Below are 15,978 nucleotides of genomic sequence, written 5' to 3' on the forward strand. Positions count from 1 at the left end.
TCATGAAAGCACAACAGCAGCTGCGCAAACGTCATCCGTTAGAATCTCTCGGAGTTAAAATGGCTCGTCGAGGAGATATTCGCATTGAACGTCTACAAGACCGCCTGACTCCGACCGTACCTTTTCCTCATCGTCATGACTTTTATCAAATTGTGATTGTTCATTCCTCGCAAGGATGGCACGAGATCGACTTTGCAAAGTATCCGGTGAAAGGTTCTCAGTTCTTTTTAATCAAGCCCGGTCAAATGCATGGCTGGAAGCTTTCTGCACGCAGCAAAGGTTTTGTGATTGAATACACCGAAGAGTCTTTTAACAAGAACTTCGTCGGCAATGCAAAGCTTGCCCAACACAGTCGCCAGATCCCCGATCACTTTAAAATACCTAAAGGCCACCGCCTGTTTTCCGCGATCTTTTTAGAGTTGATGGAGCAAGAGTTTAAAAATCAAGGCGACAACTACGAGCTGTCTCTCCAAAACTATTTAAGTTTGATTTTACTGGAAGCCTTGCGCTTAACCCAAGCGGCTGACCGTCAGATTGCTGAGAGCGACGATACTGTCACTCAGTTCACCGATTTGGTCGAAGAACATTTTCAAGCACATCATCAGGTCGAGTTCTATGCCAAGCACTTAGGAATGAGCGCGAAAACACTTTCCGCGAAAGTTCAAAAGTCCCTAGGGCCTTCGGCAAAGGAATACATTCTAAATCGCTGCCTGCTCGAGGCAAAGCGAATGCTCTCTTATTCTGATTTAGGGATTTCTGAGATTGGGTACAGCTTAGGATTTGATGATCCGAACTATTTCAGCCGGTTTTTGAAAAAGAACATGAAAATCAGCGCTGGGAAGTTCAGACGAACTCCCCGGAAACCTTAATTAAAGCTTATCGGTAAAATGCTTGGGAGCTTCTTCGCCCTCGACATGGCTGCGCTCTGTATCTAGAGCCACCTTGCCCGTGATACCTACCCATTCAGGGAAGAAGAATGCCAAAACGGCATAAAACATGACGCTAATGATAGAGATGATAATTGCCCCACCAATAATCCAGACTGTGCCGTCATTCATAACAAACTCCTTCAGTTACCTATTATGCCTGGAAACAGGCTTTTTTTCCATGGAAGAATTCCCTTGGAACTAGCACAAATTTCCGTCCCTGACCAGACCCAAGTACAAGGATATTGACTGGTCTCTGGTTGGGTTTACAATTTTGCTTTAACAAGGAAGTTTCCAATGAAAATGGGTATCGAAGTCTTGCTCTCTGACGCGAAAATGTTGAAGTCCCTTAAGGGTAAGCGCGTTGGCTTAGTCTGTCATCCTGCCAGCGTTAACGAGAATCTAGAGCACAGCCTGGATTTACTCTCTAAAAAGATCAAACTATCTTGCGCTTTTGGGCCTCAGCACGGCGTTCGCGGCGACAAACAAGATAACATGATCGAAAGCCCTAACTTCGTGGACCCTATTCACAAAATTCCTATTTTCAGCCTTTACGGTGAAGTACGCCGACCAACAGCTGAAATGATGAGCCACTTCGACGTTTTGTTATTTGATTTGCAAGATCTGGGCTGCCGTATCTACACGTTCATCACGACGCTCCTATACGTCATGGAAGAATGCGCAAAGCTTGATAAGACAATCATCATTTTGGATCGTCCCAATCCAGCAGGCCGCCCGATTGAAGGCTTCAGAATGCTTCCAGGCTGGGAGTCTTTCGTAGGTGCTGCCCCAATCCCTATGCGCCACGGTCTGACTGTCGGCGAACTTGCGATGTATTTCGCAGATTTCTATAATTTGGATTTAGATCTTCATGTTGTAAAAATGAAGGGCTATGCACCGAACAAAGCTCCAGGTTCTGGCTGGGACATGAAACGTCCTTGGGTGAACCCTTCACCAAACGCAGCGTCACTGAACATGGCTCGCGCGTATCCTGGAACTGTATTGATCGAAGGAACAACATTGTCAGAAGGCCGCGGTACAACGCGTGCTCTTGAGGTGATCGGTGCTTCTGATATCAATTTCGGTGAAGTGCTAACAAGAATGAAAAAGAAAGCACCACAATGGCACAAAGGCGTGACGTTGCGTGAGTGCTATTTTGAACCAACATTCCACAAGCATGTCGGAAAGCTATGCCACGGATTTCAATTCCACACAGATGGTGCAAGCTACAATCACGAAGCTTTTAAACCCTTCCGTCTGACAGCTTTGATGTTAAAAGTAATCCGCGAAATGCATCCGAAATATCCAATCTATCGCGACTTCGCTTACGAATACGTGAAAGATCGTTTGGCATTTGATGTGATCAACGGCGGACCCGCTTTGAAGAACTGGATCGAAGACAAAAACGCCACACCTAAAGACTTAGATGCGGCGATGTCAAAAGACGAAAAAAGTTGGGCAAAAGAAAGAAAGCAATACCTGCTTTATAAGTAAGAACTCATCCGACAATAATGGTAGGGCTCTGAGTCCTACCATTATCCGAACCAGCAATCGAATACTCGATCACCTGCAAGCTCCTCAACAACCGGCGACGCAAGATACGATCCGCAACCGACGCCTCCGAAACAGAATAAGCTAACTGACTCCCTAAAATCGCCGACAAAACTAAGAACCTCATCTTGGCCCCCTTTCCTGCCTATAAGACCCACCACCCCAGACCTCCGGTTAATTCCCTCCAAAGAATTTCCTTTAGGCTTGGCGCGACACCTCCGCCCTTGCGCGAAAGAAGGTCTCTGGTAAGCTCAACCCTATGAAACTTCAAGTGAATCATCCTGCAAGTTGCCATTGCCAATCCATCAAGTTTGAAATTGAACTCTCCAATGGAATAGAAGACCCCAAGCGCTGCAATTGCTCATTTTGCCGCCGACGAGGAACTATCGTTGCGGTTGTTCCTAAAGAAAAGTTTAGAATAATAGAAGGGTCCGAGAAGCTAAGTCTCTATGAGTTCAACACAAGAACGGCAAAACATTATTTTTGTTCTATCTGCGGTATTCACACTCACAACGTAAGTCGATCTAATCCAAATCAAATTCGCTACAATGTTGGCTGCCTAGAAGGTATCGATCCTTTTGATCTTGGAACTGTACCGACCTCTGATGGAGTAAATCATCCAGCCGACCAAAAATAATAAAAAAGGGAACCCGAAGGCCCCCTCTTTAAAAGTTCAAATTAAGAAGAAAACTAATTACTTAGTTTCAGTTTTTACTTCTTCTTTTTTGATCTCTTCTTTCTTCTCTACTTTTTCTTTTTTGTGTTTCTTGTGTTTCACTTCTTTTTTAGCTTCAACTTTTTGTTCTACTTGCGCTGCTGGTTGTTCTGCTGGAGCCGCCACTGGTTCGTTAGCTTGAGCCATAAGACCAGAGAAAAGAATAGCTGTAGTGATAACTGCGAATTTCATTTTAAAACCTCCATTGGTTTTTTAATTGGTGTACTCGCCACAGAAACAACGATATCAAAGTCTTCTTAAGACCCGATTAAAACAGCATTAATTATTTTTTATCCGTTTGCTAGGCGAACTCACGACTTATTCATTATCTGCGATATAAGCTCAAATGAGCGCAGACGATCGTTATGATCGTATTGATCCGAGACAATCATCAGTTCATCGGGTTCAAGGATATTCACGAATTCTTGCAGTTTTCTCTGGACCGTTTCAGGCCCTCCGATCACCGCAGTTGCTAGACGTGATTTGACCAGCTGTTCTTCCTGTACGGTCCAATACGGAGCCATCGAATCAACAGGTGGCTCCAGATTCACTCGCTGATTGCGAATGATACCAAGGAATCTACGCATCACTGTGGTGGAAAGTTTTTGGGCTTTGTCGTCACTGTCAGCAGCAACAATCTGAATGCCCAACATCACGTAAGGTTTTTTCAAATGTTCTGAAGCTTGAAAACCCGCACGATACAATTTAACAGCGTCATACATTTCATCTGGAGCAAAATGGCCTGCAAATGAGTAAGGCAATCCCATCACTGCCGCCAACTGCGCACTGTACAAGCTTGATCCCAAAATCCAGAACGGCATTTCCACTCCAGCACCAGGAATGGCACGCACTCTTTCAGCCGCAGCTGAATCTTTAAAGTATCCTTGCAGTTCTTGAATCTGTTCACCAAAGTCAGGCTCTCTGCGGAAGTCACGGCGGAGCGCTCGCATCGTAAGGCCATCCGTGCCCGGAGCACGACCAAGTCCTAAATCAATTCTTCCCGGATACAATGTACCCAAAGTGCCAAACTGTTCTGCAATCACCAGCGGCGCATGATTCGGAAGCATAATACCACCAGAGCCCACACGAATTTTGGAAGTGCCACCCGCGATGTAACCAATCAACACCGAAGTTGCGCTGCTCGCAATACCTTCCAAGTTATGATGTTCTGCCAACCAGTAACGAGTAAATCCCCAGTCTTCGGCATGACGAGCAAGATCTAAAGAGTTATGAAAAGAGTCCGCAACAGATTTACCCTGCGCAATAGAAGCGAGATCAAGGATGGAGTATTTTACTTCGGAGAGAGTTTTCATATTTGTAATTCCTATATCAGTCTTTGCGCTTCTTAATTCTAATTTTTCCGTGTAGATCGACAGTTCTATTTAGAGAGGATCTACTATGAAAAAACTTATGGCAGCTTTATTCGTCACTTTTGGTTTCATGTCAGCAGCGCATGCTAATCAGTGGACCGAAGTGCTTACAACAACACTCACAACACAATCACCGGACTACAAAGACATCTTGATTCACAACCGCGGTACTTACTCACAGATCATGGTTCAAGTGGGATCTAAAGCTCACATCGAACGCATCGACACAATCTCTCACGTGCTTTGGGGTAAACCTGTTCACGGAATCGAAGGTATTTACGAGCGCGATGAAACTAAGACCGCTTACTTCGGCCCAGCGAAGGTGCGCTTCCTACGCATTTACGTCACGTCAATTCCATTCGGAATGCCCGTGCCTGTTCGTGTTTGGATGCGCTAGTTCTGTTGGAGTGACTACTTCAGAGGATGAAGGCTCTTCGTCCTCTGAAACAATGTATTCATAAACCAAAGCTTTCTGAAATTCCTGGCGGCGAATCGAATAGTAAAACAATCCGAAGGCCACGCCCAAAATAAAACCAACTAAGTGAGCTCCATAACTGACTTGCGGATCAAAAGCCGATGTCGGCATAAAGATTCCCAGAGCCACACCACCTGCGCGCAAAGTTCTTTGCAAATACGATCGCTTTTGATCGATCATAAAATACAACGCAAGCCAGGCTCCACCCATCCAGTAAACTACACCGGAAGCACCGATCAGTTTTACTTCTGGAGGATAGTTCATCAGCACTAAATAGTTGGTCAGACCACCAAAGAACATTGCAGCGATGGGAAAGACCCCAGAGCCGAAATATCCCACCAGCAAATAGCCGAGAATAAAAAATAAAAAGAGATTGTTAAGTAAGTGCCCCGTATCACCGTGAGCAAACAGAGTGGTCCATAGTCGCCACACTTGATGTTGATTGAAAACAGCTTCTTTCGATGCTGCCATCCACTGATCGGCATGTAGATATCCCTGCCAATAAGAAACAGCGCCTATCACCAGGATTAATACCGTCATTGCCGATATAAATCCTGCTAAAGGCGATGGCTTCTGAGTCAGCCACGTTTCCCGAACGCGCTTCCAAACACTTTGCTCCATCGGTCCTCCTGCAATGGCTTTAGTTTGAGTGCATTCCGAACCATGTCAAGGCGACCAAAAACAAAAGGGCCACCTTTTGGGTGACCCTTCTTTAATTCGATCTGAAATCAAAACTAGTTGTTATAGATCTTATGGCTCGCTTCTTTAGCATCAAACAATTGTTGAATCAAAGCTGCTGCCGTTGCGTTGTCATTATTTTGCAAAGCTGTTTGCAACTGAGCCGAAATCGCTACGGCGTAATTGATATGCTCTTGATAGTTCTGCCATACAGCAGGTTGCTGATCTTGTGGCCACTGACGAATGATGTCTGGAACTTTTTGAAGGTTCGCTTGCATCAACGCTACGATTTGCGCGGCATTCGCTGCATTTTGCGCGTTTTGAGAAGCATCACCAACAGTCGCTTTGATTTGTTTCGCGAATTTTTCCACAGCCATCATGTCTTGCTTGATGCTTGTGACTTCAGCGTAAGCGATCGCTGCAACAACTGAAACTACTACGAAAACAGAAGCTAAAATTTTACGCATGAGATGGTTCCTTTATTATAGTTTCTTGTGGGCTTTAGTAACTTTTTGGTTCAGCTCTTCGTTTTTAGTTACGATAGCTGCATAGTCACGTTGTGCTTCTGGAGTTGCCAAAGTTTTAACAAGCAGGTCACGGTATTCAACCAAAGCGTCGCGGAAATCACCCATGAAGTACAAGTAGTACTCATTCAATTCCGCACGGCCTTTTTCATCCATCAAAGCACCTTTAGATGGCATCACTGCATCTGTAGGTTTTGCGATCACTTCGTCAGTGCAAGCGATTGCAACGTTCAAGCCGTCGATACCTTTTTGGATGTCCTGATCAGTCAATTTATCCCAAGGATCACCGATTTTTCTGGCAACCGTTTCAGCTTCAGCAAAGTACTTACCGTAATTGCGCATAACACGGTTGATAGTGAGTTCTGTTTCGCCGTTACGCAAAGGGCATGTCACCACTTGCGCCAAAGATAGAGCCGGCATCAAAAGAGCGATAGCTAGCACGATACGAGAAATCATAGGGTTTACCTCTTAGTGGCAAATCTAGTAACTGAGCTCGCATTGCTTGTCATGAGGAGGCCCAATTGATGGTCTAATTGAAAACCAATTGGCTCTTATGTATGGAATTTTTGCCTGGTTTTCCAGTCTTAACAGGCATTTAACTGATTTTAGGAATTTCTCAATTGGACGCGCGAGTCTCAATTAGCCTTACGAATCTCAAGCAGGCTGGTACCACGGATATCACCCAAAATCTCCAAACTCATCGTCGAAGACAGGTGCTGACCCGCTAAATGGAAGGCGCTCCAGCCATGCTGGCGTTGTTCACGCAACAAAACGAAGGCACGACCGCCGGGTCTTAGTGCGTTTTCGATACCTCTCATTAGATTCGCAAAGTCCGAATCCAAGAAAAAGCGGCAACGATTTTTGAATTCAGATGGCGACAATGTTCCTTGGTCCTTGTGGAAGTAAGGCGGATTGCACAGGATCAAATCATATTGATTTTTAAACTGCTCAGTTGTCAGCACGTCGTAATTTTCTGACATGAATTTGATCGCTGTCTTGCCATCATTCACGTGAGGAAGATTTTTTTCGAAATGCGGAAGGTAAACGTCTGATTGAACTTCCAGGAAATCAAAGGTGCGCGGAACCACTCCACGCTCTTTTTGACTATGGAACAGGAAATCCATTCCAATGATGCCGCAACCAGAACACAAATCCAGGCAAGATGTGGGAGTCAAACCCTCATCACGATACATTTCATACACTCTGCGAGCTAAGAAAACGGAATCGTGGGAAAAGTGGTAATCTTCCGGTTGCGAGTACTCAAAGGTGTAGTGTTCGTTGATTGTCGACATTCATCTACTTTTATATCCGAAACTCCCCTGCTCTGGCAACTTCCGGCAAAGCTTTAACGGTAAAGATTCATCCACATTCAGTATTCCGGTCTTTCCGAAGTGCTTTTGCAGATAGTTAAGTACCGAACGATCTCCATTCGAATTCACTGGCAGGATTTTATAACCGCTGCGAACTGTGGGAGTGTAAGCAACTCCTGTAATGGAGGCCTTGCTTTGATCTTTTTTAGCCAGCCCCAGATAGATAACTGCGGATGCTTTTCTTTCCACATCCTTTTGAGCCGCTACAAAATTACCTAAAGAGTAAACGATGAATGTCTCACGTCCGTCCTTAGTCACATACTTATCCCAAGGCTGCAAAACATGGGGATGGGAACCTATTACTGCCACCGCGCCAGCATCTAAAAATTTTCGGGCATTTGCGATCTGACGCGAATTCGGAGACTGCTTATATTCGTCTCCCCAGTGAGTGTAAATGATCACGGCATCCACATCGGAACGATTTGAAAGCTCTTTAATCACATTTTCGGTTTGTGCTTGGTTGCAGTTCAACACCTGATCTTTACGATCCGGTCGACCATTTGTAGATTCTGTACATCCCACAAAGGCAATGCTGATTCCTTGCACGGTAACGATGCGAGCAAAAGAGGCATTGCGATCTTGCGAATGACGAACTCCCACGACATTCATTCCCGCACTTTGTGCTGCGGTTAAGGTGCGATCAATTCCCAGACTTGTGCGATCTAAAATGTGATTGTTCGCCAGCGTAAGTAAATCTATTCCGCTCTTTTTAAGATCCGTCAAAATACGCGGATGGTAGTTGAAAGAAAAATTAGTCCCGGAATAAACGCGGTCATCGTAAATGAATCCCACATCTCCCCAGTCTCGTCCCTGAGAATCAATTCCCAAAGCCGCTGGCCCCTCTAAATTTGCCACTGAAAAATGGGCTTTAGAAAACAGCGGATTAATAGCTCGCCAGATTTGCGAAAAATCTTGGCTTTCTTGAGTCACATTTACGTACAACATTTTGTGAATAAGGATGTCGCCCACGAATGAGATCGAAGCAAAATGTTGCGACGGCCCGCAAGCCGCACTAAATTTTAAGTCATCTCCCAGAGCTAAGCCCCAAGACGGAAACATCCCCAGCAATAAAGCCAGGGATGTTTTGAAAAAATTCTTCATAAATTTAAGCCTCTGTTAAAGCTTGTAACTTAAGCCTCAGATGAATTGCCACGATCGCGAGCCACTTGGCCTTTGCGTGAACGTGCACTCGAAAAACCCGCAACTCTTTTACCCACATTTTGAGGTGAGTTGTTCATGCGAACTTCCGCTTCATTTCTGCGCTTGGTGTACATTGATTGTTTCTTTTTACGCAAGAAATCTTCGCGCGGTTCATCAGCCATCTTCAGATGCATTTTAGGCTGCTCTGTCATGCTTTTTTTGCCGCGTGCCGCCTTCTCTTTGCGCTTAGCCAGACGTTCTTTGTTCAAGATACGATCAAAGCGCTCTAAAACTTTTTCCATGCTGCGCAGACGGAAATTCACTTCTCTAGAGCCTGCTTTATCATCTGCTTTTGCACGTGCCGTTTTACGATGGCGTTTTACCAACTCGACTGTGCGAGCACGTGCTTTACGAATTCTTTCCTTAGGAATCGTTTTCAAATCCGAAGCTTGGCTTTGAGAAAATAATTTGAATTCTGCTTTAGTTAATCTTTTTTGTGCGGCTTTCTGAGAAGCCGTTAATGTTTGTGCCATGATAACTCCTTGTTGTGTGCCCTTTCATGATAGGAGCAATCGCGGTCCTGTCTCTATTGACAACTGCACCCTTTGTTGGAAAGCATTAGGTATCAACGAAGGAATCACCATGAAGATCAAAAGAATCTGTGTCTATTGCGGAGCGAACGCCGGCAACCATCCTGAATATGCAAAGGTCGCAAAAGACTTAGGTCATCTGCTAGCAGAGCACGGCATCGAGTTGGTCTATGGTGGTGGTAAAGTTGGCTTGATGGGCACGATTGCTGATGCTGTTTTAGAAAAAGGCGGACAGGTCACAGGTATCATTCCGCAAAAACTAGTCGACATGGAGCAAGCCCACGAAGGCGTCACCGATCTTCGCATCGTAAATACAATGCACGAACGTAAAGCCACGATGGCCAGTTTGTCAGATGCCTTCATCGCACTTCCCGGTGGTTTCGGCACAATGGAAGAACTCTTTGAAGTGCTAACTTGGTCCCAGATCGGCTACCACCAAAAGCCCATTGCTCTAGTAAATGTCATGGATTTCTACGGACACCTGGAAAGCTTCGTAAAGCATGCAACAACTACAGGGTTGTTGCGCTCTGAGTATGCGCGCTATTTCCAAGTCACGAACTCGGCCAGAGAGGCTCTGGATACTGTTCTTAGGTGATCTGCTCGAAGAAATGACCTCATTTGTGTTCCCTAGCAGTTTATTTCAAATTTGCAATTGGACAAATTCCAGGCTTGTTTAGTAATTACATTTGTAAACATGGAATTCTTATTAAGACCTGACCCTTATATTCAAGCCTACCGCAAGGATCTGGAGGAGCTTTCTGAGCTTCTGGCAGCTTTCGGCTATGATGTTGAGCCTTATAAAGACTCGAGCCTTCCGCTATTCTATAATTTAACTCCCGATCTTCGCCAAAGTGTTGCTCAGACATTGCATTCCTATGTCGGCGCCCTTCGTGCGGAATTAACAAGCACAGAGTACAATAACGAACGCTTCGTTTTGCAATTTCTCTTTCGTATCGGCCAAGCCCCGAACCCTGAGCTTCACGGTATCTTGAAAAACGAACGCTTCATTCAGATCTACAACCGCGACAACCTACAAATCTTCCGCAGCCTTGCTTGCTATGAACGTTGCTCTTTCACTTTGGAGCAGCTGACAAGTCGTACATGGTTTGAGCTCTGGGAACGCGATAATTTGTTCTATATGGCATTTACGGGTATGGCTCACAAAATGCTCGATGTGATGCGCTTTACCTGCTTTAACTTCGATTTCCCCTTCCACAGAGTCACGGAGATCGATTCAGCGTCCAAGTATTCCTTCCAATACAAGCTTAAAACGGTCTGCGGGCTGACTCGCCAGAACCAAATCCAATCAGCCCTGCTGATTGAGGATTGGCAATTCTAGAAATCCCTGTATTTTTGGGAGGATAAAGCCTAATACCTTGCGGATTGGACAAGGACCCTGTACCTATTTGTCCCTATGAATTCTTCTCAAACTTTCTCTGAACTTCCCCTGGTCGAACCTATCCAGCGTGCCGTAGCTGAAACTGGTTACACAGTCCCAACTCCTATTCAGCAACAAGCTATTCCCTATTTGTTGGAAGGCCGCGATCTTTTGGGTTGTGCGCAAACTGGTACAGGTAAAACTGCTGCCTTTGCACTCCCTATTTTGAATCACTTAGCAAAACAATGGCACAGCACTAAACCAAAACAAGCTCGCGTCCTGGTTTTGGCTCCAACTCGTGAACTTGCAATCCAAATCCACGAAAGCTTTCAAACTTACGGCAAGCACTTAAAACTGCGCACGGCTGTGATCTTTGGTGGTGTTGGACAAAATCCGCAAGTGGCAGCTTTAAGACCTGGCGTTGATGTTTTGATTGCGACCCCTGGTCGTTTGTTGGATTTGATTCAACAAAAACATCTGCAATTGGGCCAACTTGAAATCTTCGTTCTGGATGAAGCGGATCGTATGTTGGATATGGGCTTCTTGCCAGATATCCGTAAGATCCTAAATCACCTTCCAGCAAAACGTCAGAACTTGTTCTTCTCGGCAACAATGCCAAAAGAGATCCAAAAACTTGCAGACTCTTTGTTGGTAAATCCTGCGAAAGTTGAAGTGGCTCCGGTTTCTTCAACGGCAGAGATGATCGAGCAATCTGTGATGTTCGTGGATAAGAGCAAAAAGAAAGATCTTTTACGCCATCTTTTGGAAGACAAGTCTTTCGATAAAGTGATCGTGTTCACACGCACTAAGCACGGCGCAAATCGCGTTGCTGAAGGCTTAACTAAAAATCGCATACCTTCTGAAGCTATTCACGGCAATAAGTCTCAAAACGCTCGTCAAAGAGCTTTAGAGAATTTGCGTGAAGGTAAAATCCGCGTCCTGGTTGCGACGGATATCGCAGCCCGTGGTATCGACATCGATGAAATCAGTCACGTGATCAACTACGAACTTCCGAATGAATCTGAAAGCTACGTGCACAGAATTGGTCGTACGGCTCGCGCCGGCAGCCAAGGTGTAGCGATTGCTTTCTGTGACGCCGAAGAAAGAGCTTACCTAAGAGACATCGAACGTCTTATCGGTAAGTCCATCCCTGTCGTCACAGATCAGCCCTACCATTCTGAAGAAGTCGCTGGCAGCAAAATCCTTTCTAAAGGCAAAGCTAAAGCGATGATCGAAGCGATGGAAAATTTGAAACCCACTGGTGGCTTTAAAAAACGTCGTCGTTTGAATCCTCGTAAAAAACCGCCGACTTTTGAACCTAAAGGTGGATCGGCGACTCCTGGTAATGCTCCTAAGGCAGTTCACCAAGGTGGCTCGCACTCTGGTGGTGGTCACAAAGGTGGCCAACACAAAAGCGGAGGTCATCCCGGCGGTCCACGCAAAGGCGGTCACCCAGGCGGTGGTCCACGCAAAAGCTTTGGTGGAAATAAAGGCGGAGGCCATAAAAAATGAGCCTGCACGAAACTGCGGAAGCAATTCCTAAGGCCGTTTTAGTTGGCCTACAAATCGGCAGAACTTCTGAACAAGAAGTTCAAAGCTCTTTGGTCGAGCTTTCTCGCTTGGTGACAACACTGGGCTTTGAAGTGATCGGCAAAATGCACCAACGCCGTACTTCTACAAAAAGTGCGAACGTATTGGGTGATGGCAAGCTTGTCGAGCTTTCTAAATGGACTGGCGGTACTGGCAAAGTTGCGCCCACGTTCATTAAGAAAAAACACAAAGCTGCTTTGAAATTTGAAAAAGACGAAGATGACGACATCTTTGATCTTCCCGAAGAAACTTTCGAAGAATCTGAACCCGAAGACTTTGTTGAGGAGGAAAATCCTCAAGATCGCGCGCAATGGGTGATCTTTGACTGTGATCTTTCGCCTCTTCAGTTGCGCAACCTTGAAAGCGCCACGGGTGCTAAGGTTTTGGATCGCACAGGCGTTATCATTGAAATCTTCAGTCGCCACGCACGCACTCGTGCAGCCCGCCTGCAGGTTGAAATCGCACGTTTAACTTACGTAGCTCCTCGTATGCGTGGCGTTTCTAGTGGAGACGACGATCGCATGGGTGGTGGCGGTAAAGGTGTCGGTGAATCCGCAATTGAACTGGATCGCCGTAAAATCCGCGACCGTATTAAAGAACTCAAACAAGAATTGGGATCTATCGGTCAAGAGCATCTGACTCGTCGTTCGCGTCGTGAGCAGGAAGCCTGTGTGGCATTGGTTGGTTATACCAATGCGGGTAAGTCTTCTTTGATGCGCGCAATGACTGGCAGCGAAGTTTACGTCGCTGATAAATTATTTGCGACATTGGATACGACAGTTCGTGCTCTTCATCCTGAAACACGTCCTAAAATTTTGCTTTCTGATACAGTCGGATTTATTAAAAAACTTCCGCATGATCTGGTGGCGTCTTTTAAATCGACTTTGGATGAAGCTTTGAATGCTTCTCTACTACTTTTTGTTGTGGATGCTGCAGACCCTTCATTCCGTTCGCAGTTGGAAGTCACACGCACGACATTAGCAGAAGTAGGAGCTGGCGAAATTCCAAGCTTACTAATTCTTAATAAGCGCGACTGCTTAACAGAAGAACAAGTAACAGATTTGGCGGCCGAATTTCCTGACGCTATCTTTTTGTCTACTCGCAATCCTGAAGACACTGAAGATCTTCGCAATCGCTTGGTGAAGTTTTTTGAAAACACCATGCGCGAAGACGAGATCTTTATTCCTTATAAAGTTCAAGGAGTTATTGGCGATATTAGAGCTCGTCTAAAGGTTTTAGGTGAGTCCTATGATGAAAAAGGTGTTCGACTAAAGGTCCGTGCAAATGCTGAGGACTTCGAAAAAATCGCGAAGAAAATTCGCGACGCACTTTACGACATTGATTAACAGCGTTTCATTAGGAAACTTTAACTCGCTAAACTGCGGTCAAAACTTTTACAGTATCACCGATGAGAACGAATCTATCGGTGCCACTATCAGTATTAGTTTCCACTTTGAGCTTGTTCCAAACATCTCCGGCGCAAGCTCAAGAATTTACAACCTTCACTCCTAAGGATGAGCGCAAACTATTAGGACCTCGTTACGAGGGCCGCTTAGTTCCTCTCGCGCATACGGCTCAGTTCGCCGATTCTGACGGCGATCCGCTGATCTTCATCCATGGTCGCAAGGGTTCTATTAAAAACTTCAGCCAACTCTTGGCGAATACTCCCAAGCTTGTTGATTATCAGATGTACTATTTTGCCTATGATGATTTGCATCGCTCTCTGAAAAGATCCGCGCAAGATCTTGCCAAGAGTATTATGAAGCTAGACCAGCCTCGCATCACATTGATTGCCCATAGCATGGGTGGTCTGATTGCTCGCGAAGCCTTGAACTATCTGGCAAAAGCAAATCTTGGTGAAAACCTGCCTGAGATCCGAGTGATTAGTATTGATTCTCCTTGGCAGGGTGGCACTTCGGTCGGTTGTGATCGTAAAGGAACCAATCTTGATAATATGGTCGAGGTGTTTTTACCCGCAGCCCTCACTGATATGCGCTCTTGCTCTGATTTCTTTCAAGGTTTGTTTGCGGTATCGTGGCCACAGAATTTCAAAATGGAATTGTACTTTGCTCAACATGGAACGCAGGCACTCGATCACAGCGAGGCTCCGCTGAACAAGTTGCCAGAAAAAATCGCGAACCTCTTTGCTAAGAGCACTCCGATGACGGGCTCACTCTATGAAATGAACTTCTGGAATGCGATTTCTACGGCTTCTCAGTATCCGGCCTTTGTGGTTGAGCTTTCGGCAATCCATGAAAGATCCAAAATCACGGCTCGCGATGTAAAACGACTTTTAGAAAAATACTACCCGCGCTTCCCCGGAGATCACGCTTCTGTTTTGTCAGCTCACCCAGGAGCTGACCGTGACCTTCCTAAGTACTTGCAAGAAATCCTTTAATGCACCATCGGGTTCGATGGGATCGAGCCCGGTGCTGTTTGCGCTGAGACCTTGTGGGTCTTTGCATAGACCATAAATAGAATCCACGAAATCAAACACACCACACCTGCCAAGAAATACGGAGCCCCCGCGAACTTGAAGTCCGCATGTTCTGCTGTCGCACGGGCAAAGACATCTGTGTAAATGAGTGGTCCGATGATCGAGGTCAAACTCGCAATAGAGATCAAAGTCCCCTGCAACTCCCCTTGCTCTTGCGGCGGAGTATCTCTGGAAACCAAAGACATCGCAGCAGGCCCCACAACTCCCGCCAGACACGTCACCGCCATGATCACATACATCAACCAACCATAGTTCGAAAATGCATATCCCATATAGGCAACAACGGAAAAGAAAATCCCGATGTTCAAGGCTTTCACTTCTCCCCATTTAGGGACCACGATGCGAGTCAAATAGCCTTGTACAAAAGCGGCTGAGATCCCAACGAAGGACAGCGACAAGCCCACTTCAAATGTCGACCAGTTGAATTTATACTGCGTGTACAACGTCCAAATACTTGGATGAGACTGCCCGGCCAAGTACAGCAGGAAGTAAATCCAAATAAGGATTCTCATGCCTGGCTTAAACAACACACGCATCAAAGAACTTAAAGGATTGAGTCGACTCAACTTAATTTCACGGCGATGAGCTTCGTCCAAAGACTCTGGTAAAATAAAGTAACCGAAAGCGAAGTTTAAAAGATTGAAAACGGCGGCTGCGATGAACGGTGCTTGATAACCATAATGACCAAGAACACCACCCAAGCCTGGACCAACGATAATACCTAATCCGAATGCAGCTCCAATCATTCCGAAATTTGCTGAGCGATTCGAATCATCGGAAATGTCAGCCATATAAGAACTGGCGACAGTCATACTCGCCCCGGTCAAACCAGCTAAGATTCTTCCCGCGAATAAAACTCCCAACGTCGGTGCAAAGGCCATCAAAATATAATCAAGACCTGCGCCCAATAAGGAAACCAAGAGCACAGGACGACGTCCAAAACGATCTGACAAAGATCCCAAAACAGGCGACGCCACAAACTGCATCAGTGCGTAAACAGAGATGAAATAGCCGAAGTAGTGATTCACAAAGGAAGGATCATGGCCAAAGCGACGTATCACATCTGGAAACACTGGAATTAAAACTCCAATTCCTAACGCGTCTAAAAAGATCGTGGCAAAGATAAAACGTACACTCGCTGATGATGTCTTCTGCATAAAGCTCTCACTCTAGT

19 protein-coding genes are annotated in these 15,978 nt (G+C 45.7%); 9 read left to right on the plus strand and 10 right to left on the minus strand.

Annotated features, from left to right (window positions below; genetic code table 11):
- Positions 1 to 2 precede the first annotated feature (2 nt).
- On the plus strand, positions 3 to 869 hold the full coding sequence (locus ACLVWP_RS15885) for a helix-turn-helix domain-containing protein (RefSeq protein ID WP_413558630.1): 867 nt from the start codon (positions 3 to 5) through the stop codon (positions 867 to 869).
- Here the strand turns inward: ACLVWP_RS15885 and ACLVWP_RS15890 are convergent, their stop codons facing one another.
- The gene (locus ACLVWP_RS15890) at positions 870 to 1,058 is read right to left on the minus strand and encodes a hypothetical protein (protein WP_413558631.1); all 189 of its coding nucleotides are present in this window, start codon (positions 1,056 to 1,058) and stop codon (positions 870 to 872) included.
- A gap of 165 nt (positions 1,059 to 1,223) precedes the next feature.
- Between ACLVWP_RS15890 and ACLVWP_RS15895 the strand changes: the two genes are divergently transcribed.
- Both ACLVWP_RS15895 and ACLVWP_RS15900 read left to right on the plus strand, forming a co-directional pair.
- Positions 1,224 to 2,420, plus strand: a complete 1,197-nt coding sequence (locus ACLVWP_RS15895; RefSeq protein ID WP_413558632.1) for an exo-beta-N-acetylmuramidase NamZ domain-containing protein — start codon at positions 1,224 to 1,226, stop codon at positions 2,418 to 2,420.
- A gap of 316 nt (positions 2,421 to 2,736) precedes the next feature.
- Positions 2,737 to 3,114 (plus strand): GFA family protein, encoded by a 378-nt coding sequence (locus ACLVWP_RS15900; RefSeq protein WP_413558633.1) that lies wholly within the window; start codon positions 2,737 to 2,739, stop codon positions 3,112 to 3,114.
- Positions 3,115 to 3,171: 57 nt separating this feature from the next.
- Here the strand turns inward: ACLVWP_RS15900 and ACLVWP_RS15905 are convergent, their stop codons facing one another.
- Positions 3,172 to 3,384: a hypothetical protein gene (locus tag ACLVWP_RS15905; RefSeq protein WP_413558634.1), complete on the minus strand. Its 213-nt coding sequence runs from the start codon at positions 3,382 to 3,384 to the stop codon at positions 3,172 to 3,174.
- A 119-nt stretch (positions 3,385 to 3,503) separates the two neighbouring features.
- Positions 3,504 to 4,505, minus strand: a complete 1,002-nt coding sequence (locus ACLVWP_RS15910) for an LLM class flavin-dependent oxidoreductase (protein ID WP_413558635.1) — start codon at positions 4,503 to 4,505, stop codon at positions 3,504 to 3,506.
- 85 nt (positions 4,506 to 4,590) lie between these two features.
- On the opposite strand from ACLVWP_RS15910, the gene ACLVWP_RS15915 reads away from it, so the two are divergent.
- Positions 4,591 to 4,959 (plus strand): hypothetical protein, encoded by a 369-nt coding sequence (locus ACLVWP_RS15915; RefSeq protein WP_413558636.1) that lies wholly within the window; start codon positions 4,591 to 4,593, stop codon positions 4,957 to 4,959.
- Here the strand turns inward: ACLVWP_RS15915 and ACLVWP_RS15920 are convergent.
- The 6 genes from ACLVWP_RS15920 to ACLVWP_RS15945 form a co-directional block, all read right to left on the minus strand.
- A complete protein-coding gene (locus ACLVWP_RS15920) occupies positions 4,912 to 5,658 on the minus strand; it encodes a rhomboid family intramembrane serine protease (protein WP_413558637.1) in 747 nt (248 codons plus the stop codon). The two genes, ACLVWP_RS15915 and ACLVWP_RS15920, sit on opposite strands and share 48 nt — an antisense overlap.
- A gap of 113 nt (positions 5,659 to 5,771) precedes the next feature.
- Entirely contained in the window at positions 5,772 to 6,182 is a 411-nt protein-coding gene (locus tag ACLVWP_RS15925) for a hypothetical protein (protein WP_413558638.1), read from the minus strand.
- A gap of 15 nt (positions 6,183 to 6,197) precedes the next feature.
- Positions 6,198 to 6,695, minus strand: coding sequence for a hypothetical protein (locus ACLVWP_RS15930; RefSeq protein WP_413558639.1), 498 nt, complete (start codon positions 6,693 to 6,695; stop codon positions 6,198 to 6,200).
- Between the two features lie 179 nt (positions 6,696 to 6,874).
- On the minus strand, positions 6,875 to 7,531 hold the full coding sequence (locus tag ACLVWP_RS15935) for a methyltransferase (RefSeq protein ID WP_413558640.1): 657 nt from the start codon (positions 7,529 to 7,531) through the stop codon (positions 6,875 to 6,877).
- Entirely contained in the window at positions 7,532 to 8,710 is a 1,179-nt protein-coding gene (locus tag ACLVWP_RS15940; RefSeq protein ID WP_413558641.1) for a CapA family protein, read from the minus strand.
- A 29-nt stretch (positions 8,711 to 8,739) separates the two neighbouring features.
- The gene (locus tag ACLVWP_RS15945) at positions 8,740 to 9,282 is read right to left on the minus strand and encodes a hypothetical protein (protein WP_413558642.1); all 543 of its coding nucleotides are present in this window, start codon (positions 9,280 to 9,282) and stop codon (positions 8,740 to 8,742) included.
- 109 nt (positions 9,283 to 9,391) lie between these two features.
- On the opposite strand from ACLVWP_RS15945, the gene ACLVWP_RS15950 reads away from it, so the two are divergent.
- From ACLVWP_RS15950 to ACLVWP_RS15970, 5 genes are all read left to right on the plus strand, one after another.
- Positions 9,392 to 9,934 carry a TIGR00730 family Rossman fold protein gene (locus ACLVWP_RS15950; protein WP_413558643.1) on the plus strand — a complete coding sequence of 181 codons (543 nt, stop codon included), beginning with the start codon at positions 9,392 to 9,394 and terminating at the stop codon, positions 9,932 to 9,934.
- A gap of 99 nt (positions 9,935 to 10,033) precedes the next feature.
- On the plus strand, positions 10,034 to 10,678 hold the full coding sequence (locus tag ACLVWP_RS15955) for a hypothetical protein (RefSeq protein ID WP_413558644.1): 645 nt from the start codon (positions 10,034 to 10,036) through the stop codon (positions 10,676 to 10,678).
- Positions 10,679 to 10,753: 75 nt separating this feature from the next.
- Positions 10,754 to 12,229 carry a DEAD/DEAH box helicase gene (locus ACLVWP_RS15960; protein WP_413558645.1) on the plus strand — a complete coding sequence of 492 codons (1,476 nt, stop codon included), beginning with the start codon at positions 10,754 to 10,756 and terminating at the stop codon, positions 12,227 to 12,229.
- Positions 12,226 to 13,653, plus strand: coding sequence for a GTPase HflX (gene hflX, locus ACLVWP_RS15965; protein ID WP_413558646.1), 1,428 nt, complete (start codon positions 12,226 to 12,228; stop codon positions 13,651 to 13,653). The genes ACLVWP_RS15960 and hflX overlap by 4 nt, the downstream gene beginning before the upstream one ends.
- 62 nt (positions 13,654 to 13,715) lie before the next feature.
- Positions 13,716 to 14,705, plus strand: a complete 990-nt coding sequence (locus ACLVWP_RS15970; protein ID WP_413558647.1) for a lipase family alpha/beta hydrolase — start codon at positions 13,716 to 13,718, stop codon at positions 14,703 to 14,705.
- Here the strand turns inward: ACLVWP_RS15970 and ACLVWP_RS15975 are convergent.
- Positions 14,702 to 15,961 carry a TCR/Tet family MFS transporter gene (locus ACLVWP_RS15975; protein ID WP_413558648.1) on the minus strand — a complete coding sequence of 420 codons (1,260 nt, stop codon included), beginning with the start codon at positions 15,959 to 15,961 and terminating at the stop codon, positions 14,702 to 14,704. The two genes, ACLVWP_RS15970 and ACLVWP_RS15975, sit on opposite strands and share 4 nt — an antisense overlap.
- Between the last annotated feature and the right edge of the window lie 17 nt (positions 15,962 to 15,978).

The organism is Bdellovibrio sp. HCB209 (assembly GCF_047306065.1).
In the GTDB taxonomy this organism is placed as follows: domain Bacteria; phylum Bdellovibrionota; class Bdellovibrionia; order Bdellovibrionales; family Bdellovibrionaceae; genus Bdellovibrio.